The 22,232-nt window shown below is 37.5% G+C and carries 11 protein-coding genes; all 11 read left to right on the top strand.

Going from position 1 to position 22,232, the window contains the following annotated elements; all coding sequences use genetic code 11:
* Window position 1: 1 nt before the first annotated feature.
* The 11 genes from ABS766_RS03920 to ABS766_RS03870 all read left to right on the top strand — a co-directional run bounded on the left by ABS766_RS03920 (window position 2) and on the right by ABS766_RS03870 (window position 21,980).
* Entirely contained in the window at window positions 2-730 is a 729-nt protein-coding gene (locus ABS766_RS03920) for a toxin-antitoxin system YwqK family antitoxin (RefSeq protein WP_408083814.1), read from the top strand.
* Between the two features lie 40 nt (window positions 731-770).
* Window positions 771-1,937 (top strand): hypothetical protein, encoded by a 1,167-nt coding sequence (locus ABS766_RS03915; RefSeq protein ID WP_408083813.1) that lies wholly within the window; start codon window positions 771-773, stop codon window positions 1,935-1,937.
* Window positions 1,912-2,247 (top strand): hypothetical protein, encoded by a 336-nt coding sequence (locus ABS766_RS03910; RefSeq protein WP_408083812.1) that lies wholly within the window; start codon window positions 1,912-1,914, stop codon window positions 2,245-2,247. Before ABS766_RS03915 ends, ABS766_RS03910 begins: the two co-directional genes overlap by 26 nt.
* 2 nt (window positions 2,248-2,249) lie before the next feature.
* Complete coding sequence (locus ABS766_RS03905; protein ID WP_408083811.1) at window positions 2,250-2,723, top strand: hypothetical protein; 474 nt, start codon at window positions 2,250-2,252, stop codon at window positions 2,721-2,723.
* Between the two features lie 262 nt (window positions 2,724-2,985).
* Entirely contained in the window at window positions 2,986-3,384 is a 399-nt protein-coding gene (locus tag ABS766_RS03900) for an OmpH family outer membrane protein (RefSeq protein ID WP_408083810.1), read from the top strand.
* Window positions 3,368-3,961, top strand: coding sequence for a hypothetical protein (locus ABS766_RS03895; RefSeq protein WP_408083809.1), 594 nt, complete (start codon window positions 3,368-3,370; stop codon window positions 3,959-3,961). Before ABS766_RS03900 ends, ABS766_RS03895 begins: the two co-directional genes overlap by 17 nt.
* Window positions 3,958-9,405 (top strand): hypothetical protein, encoded by a 5,448-nt coding sequence (locus ABS766_RS03890; protein WP_408083808.1) that lies wholly within the window; start codon window positions 3,958-3,960, stop codon window positions 9,403-9,405. Before ABS766_RS03895 ends, ABS766_RS03890 begins: the two co-directional genes overlap by 4 nt.
* A 21-nt stretch (window positions 9,406-9,426) precedes the next feature.
* The gene (locus ABS766_RS03885; protein WP_408083807.1) at window positions 9,427-11,172 is read left to right on the top strand and encodes a hypothetical protein; all 1,746 of its coding nucleotides are present in this window, start codon (window positions 9,427-9,429) and stop codon (window positions 11,170-11,172) included.
* A 3-nt stretch (window positions 11,173-11,175) separates the two neighbouring features.
* A complete protein-coding gene (locus ABS766_RS03880; protein ID WP_408083806.1) occupies window positions 11,176-11,874 on the top strand; it encodes a hypothetical protein in 699 nt (232 codons plus the stop codon).
* 14 nt (window positions 11,875-11,888) lie between these two features.
* Window positions 11,889-21,389, top strand: a complete 9,501-nt coding sequence (locus tag ABS766_RS03875; RefSeq protein ID WP_408083805.1) for an RHS repeat domain-containing protein — start codon at window positions 11,889-11,891, stop codon at window positions 21,387-21,389.
* A gap of 3 nt (window positions 21,390-21,392) precedes the next feature.
* The gene (locus ABS766_RS03870; RefSeq protein WP_408083804.1) at window positions 21,393-21,980 is read left to right on the top strand and encodes a hypothetical protein; all 588 of its coding nucleotides are present in this window, start codon (window positions 21,393-21,395) and stop codon (window positions 21,978-21,980) included.
* Window positions 21,981-22,232 lie beyond the last annotated feature (252 nt).

Raw genomic sequence — 22,232 nt, 5'->3', positions numbered from 1 at the left:
AATGAAATATTATTTATTAGTGTTTTCAATTGTGTATATGTTTTCATTTTCTGATACATCACTTAAAAAACGTATATCAGATGAAAACTACCGTTATGAGTTTTATACTACAAATAAAAAAGTATCTCCCCGTAGTGACCGCAACTACTACTGGTTTAAAGGGGGAAGGATACACCAGAGTGAGGAAGGGGTTGCGGGTGAGCTTCTGCACGATGAATTTTTAAAATTTTATCATAGTAACCAACTTGCAGAATCCGGCCTTTTTAAAAATGGGCTTAGGGAAGGTGTATGGAAAACATGGTTTGAAGACGGTACTTTACAATCGGTTGCTGATTGGCATAAAGGCCAAAAAGATGGTAAAAGCCAAGAGTTTGATAAAAACGGAGATTTACTGGAAACCGGACGTTACAGAAACAACAAAAAACATGGTGTATGGATTATTGCTAAAGATACATTACAGTATAAAAAAGGTATACTTTTATTAAAAGCAGCCGATACCATAGCACCCAAAACAGAGAAACCTAAATTTTGGAAAAGAATTTTTAAAAAGAAACAAGATAAACCTGATGATTCTAAAAAGGTAAAAAAATCTAAGGAACAAAAAACTGTAAAAAAGGCTGACAGAAACATGCCTGAAGTAAAAGAGTATGAAGTAGAACCTAAACAAAAAACACATAAACAGGGATTTTTTAAAAGATTGTTTTCGGGTAAAAAAACAACTGATGATTAAAGCCCAAAGCTTACTATACGCTGTATATATATGCCTCATAATGGCAATAATGTGTGCAGCGCTATTATTTACATCATCTATGTATGATGACATTAATTTTTACTACTCAAAAAGAAATTCACTCTATATAGAAAATGGTTTTACGGCTAATTATGCCATATCAAACAATAATTACACAGAGGGCGAACCGCAATATGTGCCAGATTTAAGCAGTAATTATATAATTGACGATTATGGGCTGTTTAAAATTATAAAGGTTAATTCTTTTACTAAAAATGATACTGTATCAGCAGCTTATTTCGCAGGGGTCTCTCAGAATAAAAATTTGTGTTTGTATTTGTCAGACCTGGATAATGGCCTTACTTATTCAGGAAATGTTAAGATTCTGGGAGATAAGAAATTACCAAGTATGGAGATACAGCCAAAATACATCGGAAATATTCAAAACAATCTTGAATCCAAGGGGACTATTACTAAATCGGGCAGAAACCTGCCAATGCTTACTAACGGCTTTGAAAAAATTTTTGCCGCGGATTACAGGTTACAAGTCGAAACATCAGATAATAGTGAACCAGTAGAAGCCGGTCAGCAATTTAATAACTCCTTTCTTTCTCCTGTAAAGTATTTTACATTAAAAAACTCAGTATTAGAAAATACCTCTTATACCGGAAATTTAATTTTATATGCTAATGATTCTATAGTAATTAAAAAAAGTGCAATTTTAGAGGATGTCATTCTTATAGCGCCATCAATACATTTTGAAGCAGGATTTTGCGGCAGTGTACAGGCGTATGCCACTCAAAAAATAAATGTAGGAGAGAATGCTATTTTAAAATACCCTTCTGTACTTGCTGTAAAAAGCGACAATTTAGGTGATAATATGATTACTATTCAGGAAGGGGCAATAGTTAAAGGAGCAGTAGTGTTATTTAATGCCATGCCTAATGTTATAGAGAATACTATTACACTTAATAAAGGAAGTATTGTTTACGGCGAGGTATATTGCCAGGGCAGGCTTTTTAGTAGGGGAGCCGTATATGGAGCCGTATTTACACAAAAATTCTTTTATAGTGAAAATGCATCGCGTTATGAAAACCATATTGCAGATACTGAGATAAACATTTTTAAGAGGCCCGCTTATTTTGTGCCGATATCCATATTTCAGGAAAAAAAACATGATTATGCATTGGTTAAAAAAGTATGGTAATACTAAAGCAGGCTCATTGCTGGAGTCTGTTATAGCACTGTGTATTATTGCAGTGTGTATTTATGTTACCATAATAGTGTTCAGCAGGATATACCTTCCTGCATCATCTGTAAGGGCATCACACCTCAAAAATAAGATGTTTGAAATTGCAATTTTAAAAGAAATAGGGGCGGATTCATTATCAGCAGTAGTAAATAAAAACAATTTACACGTTAAAGAGGAGCTTGACGGAAACCTGGTGAAGATGACAATAACAGCAAATGACAGTATTTATGACAGCCTTGAGCAGATATATTATTATAAGGAGTAACAATGTTTAAAAAGAAAGTACCAGCTTTTACAATGACTGAAATTTTAATAGGACTTATTGTTACGTCCATAATTATCAGTATTATCTTTTTACTGTTTCAGATTTCCGGAGACCGCCTTGTCGATGTGCGTGTACAAAATGAGGAGACAGTAGATATGAACAGGTTTAGCTATACAATAAATAAAAGCATTTTTGAAAGTAAATCAATGAATATTAAAAATGACAAACTTTCATTTAGTACTTATAATAATACTGATATTATTTATCACTTTCAGCAGGACTATGTTATCAGAAATGAAAAAAAATTTTCTGACACGCTTTTTTTAAAGTACAAGCAAATAATATGCGATACTATAGTTTCTGACATCAATCCAATTTCTTATCAATGTCTTAAATGTACCTTTTATACTGGTGGTATGACAAAATGCTTTAGCTATTACAAAAAAATATATCCGGCAGATCTGCTAAATCAATAATTGCAATCCTATTCTTGTGTAAGAAAACAGTTGTTAATTAATAATATTTTAACGATATAAAGTGATTTTTTTTTAACTTTTTTTTAACTTTAAAAAATACATATACGTTAATATTTTATGCTAAGTTTACAATAAGACCAATTTAAACCAACCAATTACCATGATTTATCTAAGAAAAAGTTATTTTTTAACTTTTTTATTGATATTTGCATTTTTTTGTTTTTATCTTATTTTTAACATTATTTTTTCTTCACCTAAAATAGTGTTTGTAGATAAAGAAAAAATACTCCAGGGCTTTGCCATGGTTAAGGAATTGCAAATACAAGAAAAAAAAGAGTATCTACAGTATCAACAGTCAATGGATAGTATAAGGTTATTGCTTGCCGATAACCAGGATAGTTCCGTAAAAGAATATCTTTTTCAGGAACTCGCCAAACAACAATCAGTGTTTAAACAATCCAGCCAGGACTTTTCCAACCAGACTTATACTAATGTGTGGAACCGTATTTCCGGATATGCCAAAGACTTTTCAAAACACAGAGGCTATGATTTTATTATGGGCGTAGCACCCGGCGAAAATGTGCTTTATGGTGCAGAAGGCCTTGACATTACAAACCAATTTCTAACCTATATAAATAAACGGTATGAAGGTGTTGAGTAGTATTATAGCATTTTCGGCGTTATTTTTTTCGTGTAAGACAGAAAATAATAAGCCGGATGATGAAGCCCTTACCTATAAATATTTTGAGATGGAAAACAGGGGGTGGAAGTCAAAGCTGCAAAACCAGTATGTTGATGATATTAATTTTACAGCTACAGAGGTGCCGGTTCAGTATTTCCTGCTTCAGGATTTGGGGCCGGGCGAAGTTTCAAAAGTAGACTCACTATATACTTTAAATAAAGAAGAAAGAATTATAGAGTTTGAGTTTACCCATGAAGAGGAGAAAGACCTTCTTTCATCTGATTTTACAGCACTTAGTTACGAAGATGGTATTAAATACCTTTCGTTTGAAATCAATAAAGATTTCTATATAGTAAGTAGTAAGAACGATACCATTGCCTGTTCTGGGGTTTTATATGAGAGAAATTTTAAAGTAGCTCCTTTTCAGCGTGTTATTCTTTTCTTTTCGGGAGTACCAGAAGGTGACAACATACAGTTAGTATATAATGATAACCTTTACAGAAAAGGTATAATCAAATTCAGGTTCAAAGAAAATATTTCAAATATCTTATTATGATCCAACTAATCAAAACCAGTAAACTCAAAAAGGTTGTAGCCTGTTATCTGTCTTTAATGATATTAATTGAAATTACAGCCCCGGCTACGGCTTATGCACTCACCAGCGGCCCAACACAGCCGGAATTTAATTCGTTTACCCCTATCGGTACCTCCGATATTGTAAACTTATCCAATGGAGATTTTAGTTACAATATACCTGTTATGGATGTTGGGGGGTATCCTATTAATCTTTCCTACAGTTCCGGTATTACAGTAGACCAGGAAGCATCCTGGGTAGGGCTTGGCTGGAACCTTAATGTAGGGCAAATCCAGCGCATGGTGCGTGGGCTTCCCGATGATTTCAGGGGTGATGAGATGAGGTATGAAAATGATATTAAAGATAATGTAACCATAGGTACAAACTTTAACGTATCTCCTGCACTTTTTGGTAATGATACACCTTTTACATTAGGTATGGGCGTTCAGTTTAATAATTATGAGGGCATAACCTTTCATCCCTCTATAGGCATTTCTTATTCCCTGGGAGATAACGTTCAGGTAGGGGCTACCCTTTCAAGTTCAGTGGCAGATGGTGCTACGTTAAGCCCAAACATATCAATTTCCGGCAAAATCCGCGAACAGGAGGCTAGCGCCACAACCCTCGGGGGGAGTTTCGGTATGTCACTAAGCAGCCGCAAAGGTGTAGAAAATATGGGTATAAGCGCATTTGCCCAAACAACAAAAAGCTCTGGAAAATTTTATCCACCGGAAACAGATAAAGCAGGTAAAAGCATAGGGAGGACAGAAGGAAAAGGAGATGTTGGTAGTAGCATAACCTTTAATAACCAAAGCTATACGCCAACAAAACGTACTGCTTATATGAATGAGAGCCTTACATTTAATGCAACACTGGGAGGTGAGATTTTTGGATTAGAAGGGCAGGTGCGGATTTCTGGTTATGGCAGTCGCCAAAAAATTATGCCCGGTTACAAAAACCGTCTGGTAAAAGCATTTGGCTATGAAAATACAGAATATAAAAACAGTACCGAGGGTGTATTAGATTTCAACCGCGAAAAAGAACAGATTGTAAGCAAAAATACAAATGTATTGCCGGTTACCAATTATACGTATGATGTATACTCTATTCAGGGCCAGGGAGCAGGAGGTATGTTTCGTCCATACAGGTCGCAGGTAAGTTACCTATATAATGACAGGGTTATAGATTTTGGCGGAGGCGCCAGCTTTGGCGCAGAAATAGGATTAGGTAACCTGGTACACGTGGGGGGCAGTTTTGTAGAGTCACCTTCCTCAAGCAGTACTGGTAAATGGGCCGGACAAAACTATGCATTGCCTTTATTTGAAGAAAGTTCAGCCGATAATAACAGGCTGGTATACGAACCCACCGCATTTAAGATGGTTGGTGAACTGAATACAGATACGGAGGCTAATATTTATGAAAACCTGCTGCACAAAACTTCTCCGATGCGTATAAAATTAAGCGGCACCAGCTTTCACAGAAAAACCATGCCGGTATATGAAGTGAAGGAATCATCAGCTCAGGCATCAGATGGATATCAAAACATACAATATCCTATTAGCCAGAAAATAAAAAGGAAAGAAAGACTTTTGCGAAACCAGGTAGTTGAGAAAATACAGGCGGCTAACGCCGATAATAAATTTATTTTTGCAAATACCAATGCTAACCCGCACCATACAGCAGGTATAAAAGTATTACAAACAGATGGTAGCAGGTATATATATGGCAAAGCGGTATACAATACCAAAAAAGTTGAGGCTACGTTTGATGTTTCAAACTATACAGGAAGCAATACTACCGGCCTTGTAGGGTATGGCACGGTGGGGAATAGCGGTACCGGGCAAAGCAACCATTTTGTAAATAAAATTACTACCCCGGCTTACGCCCATTCTTTTTTAATTACCAGTGTTTTATCGGCAGATTATGAGGATATAGATAATAATGGCCCCTCTGATATGGATTTGGGCAGTTATACAAAATTTGGTTATGTTACACCGGTCTCAGCATACAAATGGCGTATGCCCTATGACTATGGCAAGGCTTCGTATAACGAAGGCTTAAAAACAAAAAATAATGACCAGACGGGTAATTATATATATGGAGAAAAAGAACTAACCTATCTTAAAAGGATTGAAACCAAAACACATGTTGCCTATTTTGACCTTCAGACAAGGCAGGATGCTCTTGGTGTATCAAGTGATTATGGCGGGGCAAGCACATCTTCAAAGATGTATGCTCTCAAATCAATCCGCCTTTATTCAAAGCCACAATTAATTGCTGCAGGCATAAACCTGGAGCAGGGTCCGGCAGTTGGCAGCACGACTGTTTTACCTATTAAAACAGCCCAATTTGAATATAATTATGCATTATGTACTGGCACACCCAGCAATTTAAGCAGTACCCGCGGTAAACTAACACTTACCAAAGTGTATTTTACCTATCAGGGTAGTAACATGGGCAAATATGCTTATTATGGCTTTGATTATGACACAAATGGCAACAACCCTGCATACGATATGAAAGCTTTTGATATTTGGGGTAATTATAAGCCAAACAGTGCGAGTCCGCTTACAAATACAGAGTATCCTTTTGTAGAGCAGGATAAAGAAAGCGCAGATAAATATACTGCCGCCTGGACGCTAAAATCTATAAAATTACCCTCTGGCGGAGCTATTAAAATTACTACAGAAAGTGATGATTACCAATACGTTCAAAACCGTAAAGCCATGCAGATGTTTAAGGTGGTAGGTGCAGGCAACAGCCCCACTGCATCATCTATGAATAATATTCTTTATAATAACAATAGCCATTATAAATACCTGTATGTAAAAATTAGCGATACCCCGGTAACAATGAATTCTAATGAATTCCGTCAGAAGTATTTAAGTGATAGTTACGGCAAGCCTATTTATTTTAAGTTTTTACTGAACATGACCTCTTCAAAGTCTGATTATGTAACAGGCTATTTTGAGCTCGATAATATTGCTATTCCTAATCTCGTGAACCAGACCTATGTTGCTCTGCCGCTGCGGTTTTTAAGGCGCGACGGCGGCTTATCGCCCAACACCTTAGTAAACCCCATAGCAAAAGCGGGGTGGGGCTTTGGGCGCAGTTTCTTAAACCGCGAGGTATACAGCATGGGGGGCGCCAGCTACAACGGCAATTTCGTCTCGATAGTAGAAGACCTTGTAGGCAGCATTGGCGCTATGGCAGAAATTTTTACCGGCCCCAATAAAATGCTCGAAACAAAAGGCTGCGCACGCAAGTTTGATAATCAAAGGTCTTGGGTAAGGCTGCAAAATCCTGAAGGTATTAAATATGGCGGAGGTTTGAGGGTTAAAAAAATAGAAATGTTTGATAACTGGGACCTGATGACTTCTAATGATAATGACCAGCTTTATAAACAATACTACGGACAGGAGTATAACTATATGCAGGATAATGGAACCTCGAGCGGTGTGGCTACTTTTGAGCCTAATTCATCTCCCGAAAATCCATTTGTAGAACCCTTTTATGGTACTGGAGACCAGGATTATGCCGATAAAATATCGTCACCTAAAGAACTCAACTATGTAGAAAAACCTTTTGGGGAAAACTTTTTTCCTTCTCCAACAGTAACCTATTCAAAAGTTACAGTTTCAAATTTATCAAGGTATGACAATAATACTGACAGGGTGGTTAAAAAACATGCTACAGGTAAAGTAGTTACAGAGTTTTATACCTCATATAATTTTCCTACCCATACTGAAATTACTGATATAGATGTAAAGTCAGATGAAATGCACAGTCCCTTGCTTAACTTTTTAAATGTATATTCTACTAACCATCTTACAGCATCGCAAGGTTTCTCTGTAGTTACCAATGATATGGACGGTAAAATGAAATCGCAAAAGGTATTTGGAGAAGAACAGGCAACACCAATATCATCTGTGGAATATCATTATAAGCTAAACGATGAAGGTAAGCTTGATAATACACTTACTACAATTAATGAGCATGGAAAAACCCAAAAAAACCTTATGGGAGTAAGCTATGATGTTATAAATGATTTTAATGAAAGCGTTTCTGAGCTTGAAACTATGGGGGTTGACGGCAATGTTGCCGGTATGATTTTCGGCATATGGCCATTTGCTGCCCCTACTGTATTGCCGCGCTATGCTTCGCACAAAACCCAGCTTCGCACTGCTGCTACTACCAAAGTGGTGCACCAGACAGGAATTCTTGAAGAAACGGTAGCTTATGATCTTGGATCAAGGGTAGCTACTAAAAATCTCGCCTGGGATGCAAAAAGCGGGCAGCTGATACTAACACGCATAAGCAACGAATTTGATGATGTATACTATTCATTTAATCATCCGGCTTATTGGGAATATAAAAATATGGGTATGGCCTATCATAACCTTGGGCTAAAAATAAAATTCAATACCACTACCGGATCAGGGGATAACACATTCCATACCATTCAAAACATGGCTTCGGGCACTACCATTAAAGACTATTTAAAAATAGGTGATGAAATAACCGATAGCAATGGTGTAACCTTATGGGTTTATGAATATAATAGTGCTGGCACCGCTGTAAAACTTATGAAATCAACGGGTATTATACAAAGTTCAGCCCTTTCCAATCAGTCTGAATACCGGATATCAAGAAGCGGATATAGAAATTTACAGGTAGCCACTATGTCATCAATTAGTTGTATGGTTAACCCAATAGATAAAAATAACGATGGTTCGCTTGAAGACCTTAATGAAAATTCATTTGTATATAATGATACCGGTAGCGGCCTTGTTAATCATTATATCATTTCGGCAGGAGCTGTAGAATATGGTGAAAACTGGCTTTCCCAGTGTGAAAATAATCTTCCTGATGAAAATGGCCTTATCAACGGTACCGGAAATATGGTTAACCCGTTCCGCTATAACATAAAAGGAGACTGGCGGGCAAAACGATCATGGGCATATCTTACGGGGCGTAATAATTTTGAAAGTACCAACCGCAGAAACACAGGTTACTTTAAAGATTTTGTACCATATTATAAACTGATAAATGGTGAATGGACAGTTTATCAACCGGGCTGGACCTATGCCAGTGTAGTTTCTAAATATAGCCCATATGGCCTGGAGCTTGAAAATATGGATGCTTTAGGGCGTTTTTCATCTGCACAATACGGATATGACTATACCCTGCCGGTAGCGGTGGCTGCCAATGCAATGTACCAGGAAATTGGCTTTGACGGTTTTGAAGATTATGATACTGATAATATACCGTATGCTTATAAGCCGCATTTTGGTTTTAGCCAGGGCATGAATAACAGTACAACTTACAGGACAAATACTACATCACACACGGGTAATAACAGTGTAGTAGTAAAACCGGGGGAAAAATTATCGTTCAGCAGAAAAATAGACGGATGTAAAGATTAACAAACCAACCAACTGATTTTTATGAAAAATACACGCTATATCAAAACGATAAGGTGCTTTGCCTTATGGTTGTGCATAACTCTTACCTGTTATGCACAAGAACCCACTGACGAAGAAATTGGTTTTAACCGGGATACATTAAGAAAAGAAATATTGAATTCTGGTGGATTTGTAAAGCAGGAATATGTTGAGGCAAGGCTTGATAAGTTGCGCAAAGATGCCGTATTAAGATACCAGTTAGGAGAGGATAAATGGTTTGAACAGCAATGGCCAAGCATCCTTTTGTCAGGCAGCGAGTCTTTTCCTGATTGTGAAAAAGCCACTTTTAACAGCGATATCAGCGAGCCCTTATCAGCAGGCTGGGAGCTATGGTATAATATCCATCAGCCAGATTACAATTCGGCAGATGATGATTATGATTACAGCGATGATTATATGTTTTCTGTCAGCAATGAATCCCAGATGTCTCACGAAGACCAGTATGGTGAAATACGCTATGTAGTTGACGATGCATTTACAGATAGCTATATGAATGTTGGAGGTGTTAATCCTAACAATACCCAGTTCTTGCAAATTGGTAACTCAGAAACAAGTGTAAGAAGGGAATATATACAAAGAACATTTGAGGTTACAGGATCTGAAGATTTAATTTTTTACCGCTTCGCTATTGTACTTCAGGATCCAGGGCATAGTGAACGTCCTTTCTTTATGATACGGATATTAAAAAATGATATTCCTATAGACTGCTCTGTAGTAAATTATGAAGCTATACCTAACATTCCTGGGTTTATCCAGTCATCATCAGGCAGTTCAGTATGGGTAAGGCCCTGGAGTAGTAATGTGATACGCCCTTCAGATTTTGGCGCCCAGCAGGGCGACGATATCAAAATACAGGTTGGAGTATCAGATTGTGGTGCTGGCGGTCATTTTGGCTACGGGTATTTTGATATAGAGTGTATAGAAGAAAGTGATATTATTGATAGCCCTGACGATGCTTGCTTGGGTGGTTCCATTGAATTTACCTCTACTATTGAACTTTTTGGGGAAGATTATAAATGGAATATTTATAATGAAGCAACCAATGCTTTAGTTGCAGGGCCGTTTACTGCACCCAGTTGTAGTTTTATACCCATAGCCCCCGGTAATTACAGGGCTGAGCTTAGTGTGCCCTATTTTACTACTTCGTCACAATCCTGTAATGTGGTAACACTTTTTAAAAAGAGCTTTAGTATTAAAAACTGTAAGCCAGAGCCCTGTATAGATTGTACATCCTTCAATCTGCTTAAAGGCGATACTTATTTGGTGAGCGGTTGGGTAAAACAGCAAGACCCGGTAAACATGCAAAAGCAATTTTTAAATTATGATCGGGGTTACCTGCGTGTTTATTTTACTGATGTATCAAACACTCTAATAGGGCAGGCAAATATGTTTTACCCTTCGGGAGATATTATAGACGGGTGGCAGCGTATAATAGGTGAATTTACAGTTCCGCCCAATGTTGATGATATGCATCTTGAACTGATGAATGAAGATAATAAATTGGATGTGTTTTTTGATGACATACGCGTATACCCCAGCAAGGCCAATTTAAAAAGCTTTGTGTATGACCAGCATACACAAAGACTTATGGCTGAACTGGACGAAAACAACTATTCAACATTTTATGAATATGATAAGGAAGGTGGCCTTATCCGTATCAAAAAAGAAACTGAAAAAGGAGTATTTACAATACAGGAAACCAGGACAGGAACCCATTTAGAGCCTTAAGCTATGAATAAAATAATATTGTTTTTTTTAGGATTGTTTTGCGCTTCGGCACAAACCCCCATTACTGTTGAAAAAATTTTTGATAAGGTTAATGCAGCTTATAAAGATTCACCTTATATAACATATAACTCACGGTATATAATGTATGATTCCTATACATCAAAAAATGTATACGAAAACTATTCAGGTTTTTATATAAAAAAGGGTAACAGGGTGTACTTTAAGCTTCATAATACAGAAGTAATAGTTTCAGATTCGGTAGGTGCAAAAATTAACCATGACCAAAAGGCTATACTTATTGGAACAGGCGGGGGGGTAGACTCCGGGGCTATGATAACTAACCAACTTGCGTTGCAGGGTTTTAAATCTGAATTAAAAACAGATCCCGGATTTTATATATGCGAGTTCACAGCCGGAAAACTCACGCAGGCGCCATACAACAAAGTAATTGTGTTTGTTAATAAAAAAGATTTTACGGTAGCAAAACAGATATTGTACCTCTCATCCCCACTTGAGGGTAATGATAAATCCGGAAAAAAAACAGTGTCATTTCCACGGCTTGAAATTCAGTTTACACTCCGAAAAAAAGATATTGCAGGCGATGAAAAGTTACTGAGCCTGAAAAACTACTTTACTATTAAAAACAACACAACCATACTTTCCCAGCCTTTAGCGGGGTATCAAATATTTCATAGTAACTAAAACCAGCCAGTACCATGAAGACAACCAACCAACTAAAAAGAATTATTAAGCAACTGCTTTTAGCTACTCTGCTTTTAACGGGAAGTATTTGTTTTGCCCAGCAGATAGATGATTCTAACATATACAACTATACCGCAATTCAAAACAACAATGGCGGCAACGGGTTAACATTTGAGGATCCTGATTATAATTCAACCCAAACCTATGTTACGCTAAATCCTAAAATATACATCAGGCTATATGATGATGCATATACACCACATCCAGCGGAGTTTAAAACTATTATCTCTGTAAAGGTTACAGCCATGAAGCAAGATGGCAACTGGGATTCTCCTTATGATACAGAACTTCTTGTGGAGTATAACCCTAATGGCAACTCTTATAATTTTACCGATTTATCTTCGCATGAAATCCCCAATCGTTATGGGGTTAAGGTAGAGGTTATAAATATTGCAACTTACTATGGATCAATTACAACGCCGGCTAACACATTATATCCAACTACTAAGATGGAAATAGGTTTTGCAGCTGAGCGCTACTATCAGCTAGACGCCGACCAGGGAAATACAGTGTCAGGCAATGTAGTTAATGAGAGTAATGAGCAGGGACAACAGGTGCCGGTTTCACTTCCGCTGAAGTGGAATGAAATAGAGGGCGCAATAGAGTATGAGCTGGAGTGGACCTGGGTTGATGATTATAATACCTCGTTTACAAGTTTTTTGTCGGCATCGCAAATTAAGTTTTCGGAGCGTGATTTTGAACTTAACCATACCAAAATACGCACTAAAAATACCTCCTATAGTATACCCCTTATTTATTCCAGCGGATATATAATTTACCGCGTCAGGGGAGTAGGGCGTTTTATGGAAGACTCCTCTAAAGAACAATTTGGTAGATGGAGCAGTGGTACCAATCAAAAAACAGTGGTGTCTAACTGGAGTAATAGCTATAAAAAAATAAACAGCCATGATAACAAAAAAAACTGGCAGTTTCAGGCAAGCTATGCCGAAGAAGGAAAAAAGAAAGATGTAGTAAGCTATTTTGACGGTACACTTAGAAACAGGCAAACAGTAACTGTTAATAACTCTGATAATACTGCCATTGTTGGCGAAACGTTTTATGATAATCAGGGGCGTGCAGCGGTAGAAGTGCTACCAGTGCCCTTGTTCAAAAAAAATTATTTACGCTACTTTCATAACCTTAACCGCAATTTAGTCGATAAAAAATATTCCCACTATGATTTTGATTGGGATATAGAAGGGCTGCAATGCGCCGCACTGCTTTCGGGCATGATAGAAAAAAGCGGCTCCAGCCAATATTATTCCCCTAATAATAATTTTACAGGTAGTCCTTTCCGGGATTTTATCCCCCAGGCTTTTACCTATCCCTTTAGCCAGGTAGAATATACACCGGATAATACAGGCAGGATAACAAGAAAGGGCGGCGTGGGCCCCAATTATCAACTGGGCAGCGGTCATGAAATGAAATATTTCTATTCTTCGCCATTTCAGGAAGAGCTCAACAGGCTTTTTGGTTATGAGGTGGGCTGGAACTCACATTACAAGAAAAATATAACGGTTGATCCTAACGGGCAGGTGAGTGTAGCTTATCTTGACCCGCAAGGACGCACCATTGCCACTGCCCTGGCTGGGGAGTCGCCAGAATCACTTATCCCGCTTCCCGACACAAAAAATAATGCGCTACACCAGTCTTTAACTATAGACCTGCTGAATAATGCACCAAATTACATTAATACAGATACAGATAATAATATTCTGTCATCATCCAACGATTTTGGTAATCACCAGGATATACTTACCCTGTCAAAACAACTTGGCGTGGCGGGCAACAACATAGGCTATAATTTTGAATATGGCATTTTTCAGCAATCGTCTTTCAATTCCTGCCCGGGCTACTACCCTTTTGTTTATGATTTGCAGCTGAGCCTTAAAGATGATTGCGCACAGGATGTAATGGAGTCTGTAAACCTTACCCTGGGGACAGAAAATCCCGGGGGGGGCGTTATACCCATAGATTTTGGTGTGGCACCACAGGCAGTGCTAAACACAGGAAATTACACCCTGTTTAAAGAACTGAGGGTGAATAAAGAAGCTTTAAACAATTATGCCGATTTTTATGAGTCGCAGTTACGGGACCCTAATAGTGAATGTTATGTAGACCCCGGCATTTTTGCCCCGGTACTCGAAATAGATTGTGAAACCACCTGTGCAGATTGCAGGGAAAGCATTGGTACACAAGCTGATTATATTCTTACAGAACTTAAAGGGTATTATAACATTGCAGATAATGATAATACCTCATTAACTATTAATACCACAAACCTACAGGTAACCATAGGTGCCAGTGCTGTAGATGTATTAGGTAATGCAATTGAACAGCAAAAGGTTAACGGGCTTGTATATCGTTTTAGTGCCGAGTGGGACGCACTTAATGAGGCATGCGAGCAACTGTGCAGGCCAACTTTTGCATCTTCATGTAATTTTATGGAGAAGATGCTTTTAAAAGATGTTTCCCCCATGGGGCAGTATGGTGCTATAGACTCTCAGGCTGTAACCGCGAATCCAGATGAGCAGCCATACTTGTTAAGCATATTTAATGAGCAGAATCAGTTAATACACCATGGTGAAATTATAGATAATGACTGGAGGCACCCCACCCTGATTTATCGTGATGAGGAAGGGCAGGTTTCTATGGTAGAGGTAGTATTAAATGCCGATAATACAACTTATTCACCACCGGTAGTACCAGGCGCAAGTATTATAACCGGCGATGACGGACTGCTATATACCAACCCCCACCAGCTACTAAATGTAGAAGATTTTTTAGCAAACTGGAAAGATACCTGGGCAGAATCACTGGTAGTATATCATCCGGAGTATTGCTACCTTGAATATACCAGGGCGCTTTGTAATGTAACTAAAAACTTTACTGTTACAAGCTATGATAATACCTCGCAGAATGTTCCTCTTAATTCAGACGAATATGATGATTATCTTAACTACATAGATACCTATCAGGAAGCGGTGCAAGAGGGGTTATTCAGCCTCTCAAATCCAGGCTATATATTATCTAATGATCCTTATTTTACCTATTTATCAGGTTACGAAAACAGTACTGTATTTAACCTTAGAAAAGGTATAATGCTACAGGCTATAAATACCCAATACGAAAACTATACTATTTCACAGCAAAACACTACTGCTATAACAATGTTGCAGGCCGCTTATAAACTTATAAACTGTAATGCACTGCAAGCATGTAATATTACTTCGTTTAATTATAGCTCGTTAAGCACTGAAGATAAAGACAGGCTCTGGAATACTTACAAGAATCTTTATAAGTCATTAAAAGACAGAATCAGGCACGTATTTATTAATGTTTATGCAAAAGCTAACGGCTGTTATAACGGTTGTATAGGAGATTCTGGATCTACAAATATTACCAGCGTTATAGAAAATTACCCTCAAAGAAGCAGTATTGATACTTATATTAATTCTAACAACCCCACAGCTACTACGCCCGTTACACCCGTTTTTTGTGATAATTATTATGCCATAAACTATCAGTTTTCCAAAAAAAGGTTTGTACCTATAGATTTTGCTCTTGATTATAAAGATGATGCACAGGGAACTATGGACCAACTTACTGCTATGGCTAGTTATGAGTATTATATGCAAACAGGTAGTTGTCCACGCATCCAGGATATGGATTTGTTCCTTAACAATTTTTTCGAAGCATATAACACAAATGTAAATGTTTCCTCTCTCAATAATACTTCGCATGCTGTAGGACAGTATTTTACGTTCAGCCTTTTTCAAGATTTTACAGGCCTTACAGCCCCAATACCAGATACACCGCAACCTTTAATAAATACATCAGTGTCGGGTAATGCGCTCACATTTTCTTTTACCCCTACAGCGCTTTCTGCTACACCTTATGCTTTACGCCTTAACCTGCCTTCAACCCCTTTTACTTCGGGACTTAGCTGGAACAACTATGGGTTAACAGGAAGCTGGCATATTATAGGCTTTGCACAATTATATTATAATGCTTCAACATCTAATTTTACTGATGTTAATAATCCTGTTTTTGGTTTTTCAGTAATCGCAAGGGTTTCCAAAGGAAGTGAAATTCAGGATGTGCTTATTACTGGCACCACCCGCGCAAAGATAGGGGAGTGCTCTGTTAGCGGTAATTCTGGAGTTGGCGAATCTCTTAATCCTTCTGCTGCTTCAGGGTGTTCCCAAAAAGATTATTTTGCAGCTGCCCTTAAAGGGCTGGTATGGAATTTACAAGTGGCAAATTCGGTTAATAGTACTGTTAACCTTATGAATAACAGTTACTTTAATCCGCAACCATATGTAAACGATGTAAACGAAAGCTTTTTGCGTTACTATTTTGGTGTGCAGCCTACCGATCAGGTAACATGGAGTGTAAGCAACCAGGTTTATACTATAACTATTAATGGTACTCCTCGTTTTGTATTTCATCCAAATGGTAATTTGCTTTATGCTAATGATATTACGTTAGGAGATTATACACCCGGGTCTATAAACTGGCCTGTAAGCATTACTTATAATGCTGCTACAAGTGTAGAAAGTTCTTATGGCTATGCCTCTGCAGGTAATAATCCTTTATATCTTGTATGTTGCTCACCATGCGGGCAATGGGATTTTAACGGCAATGGCATAGGAGATGATTGTGATGAAGGTACAGACCCTTATGTTTTAGATTGTGAGGATATTGCTTATGCAGAAAATGAGGCAAGGTACATATTTGTAGTAGATGTAGAGGTAGGATATGTTGTAGGATCGGCAGGTATAAATTACGATGCACAATCTTTACCTGACAATTTTATACTATACTACTTAAATACAGGCACGCCAATTGGTGCCGAAACACCAGTAGACCAGGTTGCGAGTACTGGTTTTGTGGGTAGTTACCTTTCTTACTCAACCAGCAGCCCGCAATACCAGATAGCATATGAAGGTATTATACACCCTTATTCACCTTCTAATACCACTACCACCAGTTACCCTTATCCTGTTAAGGTGTATAATGGCTTAACCGGGCAATGGGATGTTACGGGCCTTACCGAAACTCATACCTATACTGCATCTGATATTACGTCACCCTCTACAGGAACAGGCACATTAACATTTAATGCCAACGGTTCCAAAAACATGATGCGGATAAAAATTATTGGAGGCTCTTCGGTAACGGTTTGGGATATTGTGGGCTTTATCTGCCCACCAGAAACCGGCGGGCGTCCGGCTAAATCTACAGCTTCTTTGCAAAAAAGGATAAAAAAACAGGAAGATTTAGAAACAGCATTTGCTATGTATGGTTTTGAATTTCCTGAAGAAGAGAAAAAAAAGTTAGTATCTACAGATGCAACAGCTTCAAAAATCCCCGGAAATCCTGCAGGTTTAGCGGTATTTACAGACCCATCGCTTACTTATGTGGCTCCTTCATGTAATTGTGTGCCTCAGCCGGTAGCACCGGTACCCTGTGAGCAAAAGTATGCAGAGTTTATTTCATTCCTTAATTTTAATAGCCAGAATGCTTCTACTGTTATACAAAACCTTGACTTGGATGAAATACCTTCACTACAGGAATTTTATAACGGCAGCCTGCAATACCTGGTGGATTCGTATATATATTATATAACATCATTGGGGGTTACTTCTACTTATCATCCGGAGTACCTTTCGTTAACCCAATTTGGCAATACCCAGCTTAATTACGGCTACCTGCAAATTAATGATGCTATTAATAGTTATGATACTTATGCTTCGCAAAACAGCAACAATCAGGACCGTTTGTTCTGGAATGATTATATCAACACTGTATATATTTTAACAGCACAATGTCCGCCTGCGCCAATGCCGGTTTATTCACCACCTTTTGAGTTAGGCAACCCTTGCGAAGACATGTTTGAAAGCATTATAGCTACCTATACCGATAACTCTTATGAAAGTTATATAGCCTATTTACGTGATGAATTTATCAGAAAATATATTGAAACAGCTATGGGCAGTGTAAAAGAACGTTTCAATGTAAAATATGCTGATAAAGAATATCAATACACATTATATTATTATGACCAGGCAGGCAATTTATTGCAAACAGTAGCACCAGAAGGCGTACACCGTTTTGAAGCAAACCAGTTAGGCAGCATAAATGCTGCAATTAATTCGCACAGGGAGAATGCACAACCCATACTAAATGTGCCTGAAAATCCTTCTTTAGTACCACAGCACAATTTTAAAACAGAATATAAGTATAACAGCCTTAACCAGCTGATATGGCAAAAAACACCCGATGGGGGCGTAACACGCTTTGCGTATGACAGGCTTGGCCGCATCATAGCCTCGCAAAATGCCAGACAGGCTACCTCTGTTGCACCCACCTATTATACCTATATGAGCTATACGGAATATGATGAATTGGGCCGCATAATAGAAGCAGGTGAAGTGCGTATAAGCCCTACTGTTATTAACTTCGGTACGTATAAAATTGACGATAACGGCAGGCTTATAAACATAAATCAGACAGGGCAGTATGTTGCCAGCGGTTTTAATCCGCAATCAATTAAAAGGGAAGTAACCAAAACATTTTACGATAACTCCATAACCATACCGGGCGGGGTACAGTCTTCATCCCTGTTTGAAAGCTCTTACAAGCCTTTTGATGCTAAAAACCGCGTTACTGCCATAGCTTATTATGAAGCTTATGACCCACAAGATCTTACAGACTTTGATAATGCTATTTTTTATAACTATGATGTGCATGGCAATGTAAAAGAAGTAGTAAATTACTATGCCTATTTAAGGGAGGGCTCATGTAATTTTACTTACATAACAGATCCCGATACCGGAAGGCTTAACGATTGCGAAGCCTACCTGAAAAGGGTTATATATGAGTATGACCTTATAAGCGGCAATGTTACCACCGTAACCTTTCAGCCAAATAGGGAAGATCAGTTCATACATAAATACGAATATGATGCCGATAACCGTTTGGTTAGTGCAAAAACCTCTCAAAACGGTTCGCTTTGGGAAAGGGATGCCGCCTACCAGTATTATCCTCACGGCCCACTCGCCCGTACCGAAACAGGTGCCAAAAGGGTACAGGGTACAGATTATACCTATACCTTACAGGGCTGGATAAAATCGGTTAATGGCGACAATAATAAAGATGGTAATTTTGATCCCGGACTGGATGGTACAGAGGGGTCTTTGGTAAACCTTGATGCATTTGGCTATGCGCTTACTTATAACAGCAGCGATTATTTTGCCATAAGTGATGATGATGACGGTAGTTATAACTATTTGCCGCTGTACAACAGCCGCAAATATAACGGTGGTGCCAACCTGTATAACGGTAATATAAAACAGGTTACAAACCACATGCTGGATTTTGATGAAAAAGAATTGCCTGTACAGGTAAATACCTATAGCTATGATCAGTTGAACCGTATAAATGATATGCGCTCAATAGCTGTAATAGGCGGTAAAGTGAAGGACAGCTACCAGTCTGGATATGCTTATGACCGTAATGGTAACCTGCAGAAGTTGGTAAGAAATGTTTTTGATGCCAATGGTGTAAACGGTGGTAGCCCCTTGCCAATGGATTCTTTTGAATATAAGTATACTCCAGGAACCAATAGACTTAATATAGTGCGCGATGGTGTTGATGGTCCATCGCAAATTGTAGATTTTGCAGACGATATTGAAGACCAGGTAACCCAGTTATATCAGGAGTTTGGTATAAACTATAACCCTAACAACCCGGCTACACATAATTATGTGTATGATGCTATTGGCCAGCTTATCGAAGATAAAACCGAACACCTAAGGATAGAATGGTATGTAACCGGTAAAGTGAAAAAGATTTCAAAAACCGATACCGGCGAAGAAATTTATTTTGATTATAACGGCCTTGGCCAGCGTATTGGCAAACGTATTGTAAAAGGCACTAAAGAAACAGCCTCTCATTATGCGTTGGATGCCCAGGGCAACACTATGGCAGTATACCGTGCCAATGTTACCGTTAAAAGCGGCAAACGCTATATTAAAATGTATCTTAATGAGCATGATATTTATGGCAGCAGCCGTTTGGGTATAGAAAAATCTACTAAGCTATTATATGTAAATAATACATCAGGAACATTAGTTCCTGGAATTAAAAAAGAAAAATTCAAAAAATTTGCTAACTTAGTAGGAGATAAGCGTTATGAGCTAAGTAACCACCTGGGGAATGTGCTTGTGGTAATAAACGATAAGAAGCTGCCTTCATCAATGCAAAGCCCTTACCGTTTTAGACCCGATGTAATGTCCTATCAGGATTATTACCCGTTTGGTATGCTGCAGCCCGAACGCCATGGTAGCATTGATAAAGACGGTTACCGGTATGGCTTCCAGGGGCAGGAGCAGGATGATGAGGTAAAGGGAGAAGGTAATAGTTATGATTTTGGAGAAAGGCTATTTGATTCGAGGATAGGAAGATGGTGGAGTACGGATAATTATTTAAAACCATGGCTGACTTCTTATCAATTTGCATCTAATAATCCGATTAACAATATAGATCCTGATGGGAATGATGAGATACATTTCTATTACAGAACTCAACAAATGTTGAATAGTGAAGGAAAAGCACTCACAATTTTAATATTAGAGTCGGAAATTATAAAGAATGATCAAGAGCATACATTTTTTATGCATTCTCCTACAGGTGCCACCACGCAATTCCATCCTTTTCAAAATAATCATTTACCAAATCAAGGCTCTACTGCTGCTTCTGATGCCCAATTACCAATGTCTCAGGGAATAAGTTGGTTTTTTGGTCTCTTTGAAAAAAAGTTAGATGATTATGCTTATTTAGGTAGACTACTTCAAGCTTCTCCAGAAATTATGGATCATTATAGTAATATCCGTGAAGATGGTATGCGTTTTAAAGGAGCAGTGAATATGGCTGGAAGTGTTGAGTTTACAGAGAAGCTTATTACAGCTGAAGAAACAGTTTATGCAATTGTAGATGGTTATTATCTTGTTAAAGGGTTAAGCAAATTTATAGTAAGAGAATATGCAAAAAGTGCTCTTAAAATTACTACAAGTAATTTAGAGTTTTCAGCTAAAATGTCTAAAATTGGTGCTAGTGGTGAAATTGGAGAAAGCTATTTAAAAAGTTTAGGAGGGGCCTCTCAAGTACATTTTGTTACAGAGGTAGGAAAAGGCGGAAGATTTGTAGATCAACTTGTAAATGGAATAGCCTATGAATCAAAAACTGGTTATACTACATTAACAGAAAGCGTTAAAATGCAGATTGCAAAAGATGCAGAATTATTAGCAAATAGTAAAACTACAGGAGTTAAAAAAGTTATTTGGACATTTTTTGAAAGTCCAGTTACGGGGAAGGCAGGTGCAAGTAAACCGCTATTAAAAGCTCTTGAAGAAGCCGGGATAGAAACACAAATAATTAGAAACCCATAATATATGTATAATTTAATAAAATTGCCTAGAGTATTTGACAAGGATGTTTATTCTTTTGATAAATCAGAAGCAAAAGAATATTTTGATTGGTTCAAGAATGTTAAGAATGAAAGATTGGATATTTTAAAGATTTATGTCCAATTAGAGTACCCAAATTGGAACTTAGATTATGATAGAGAATCTCTAATTGATTTATATTCTTGGTTTGCTAAAAATATTTACTTGAAAAAAATTAATATTGAGGAAGTTAAGAGAATGAAGGTGCAGATTAACAAAACACCACCTTTTAGTAATATAATTAATATTCCAGAGTATATTTTTTCAGAAAATACTGTGTCAATTTGTTTTGATATAGGAGTATATTTAGGTGAAACACTCATTAGAAATTGTGAAGGAGTCAAATGGGGACAAAAAATAAGTTCAAAAAATTATATCGATTATGCATATCCTTTGCTCATTTCTAAAAATTATAAAGTTCCCATAAACCCTAGAAGAGCTGCTGAAAGTTTAGCCCATGATATATTGAATAATTCTCCAAAAAAGGAGAATTTTATAAATCTATTTGATGATTTAGCATCAAAATTTAATTAATATTTCACCGTACTTTCTAAAATCTAATTTATAAGGTATAATGAAAGTTAAAATTTTTAACACTAATATCCTTTATTAAACTCTTTTTTATGTTATTTTAGCAAATAAGATATAAAAGTATATACTTTTATTCTAAAACCAACAATCCAACCAATTACTTACTTATGAAAAATTTACTCATTTACCGCAATATTACTCTTTCCACTTTTACTCTGTATATCTCTGAAAAGCACTTTTAAAATTGTAATCTGT

The sequence above is a fragment of the Flavobacterium rhizosphaerae genome, assembly GCF_046000445.1.
Lineage (GTDB): Bacteria > Bacteroidota > Bacteroidia > Flavobacteriales > Flavobacteriaceae > Flavobacterium > Flavobacterium rhizosphaerae.
This window is presented reverse-complemented; position numbering and strand designations above follow the sequence as displayed.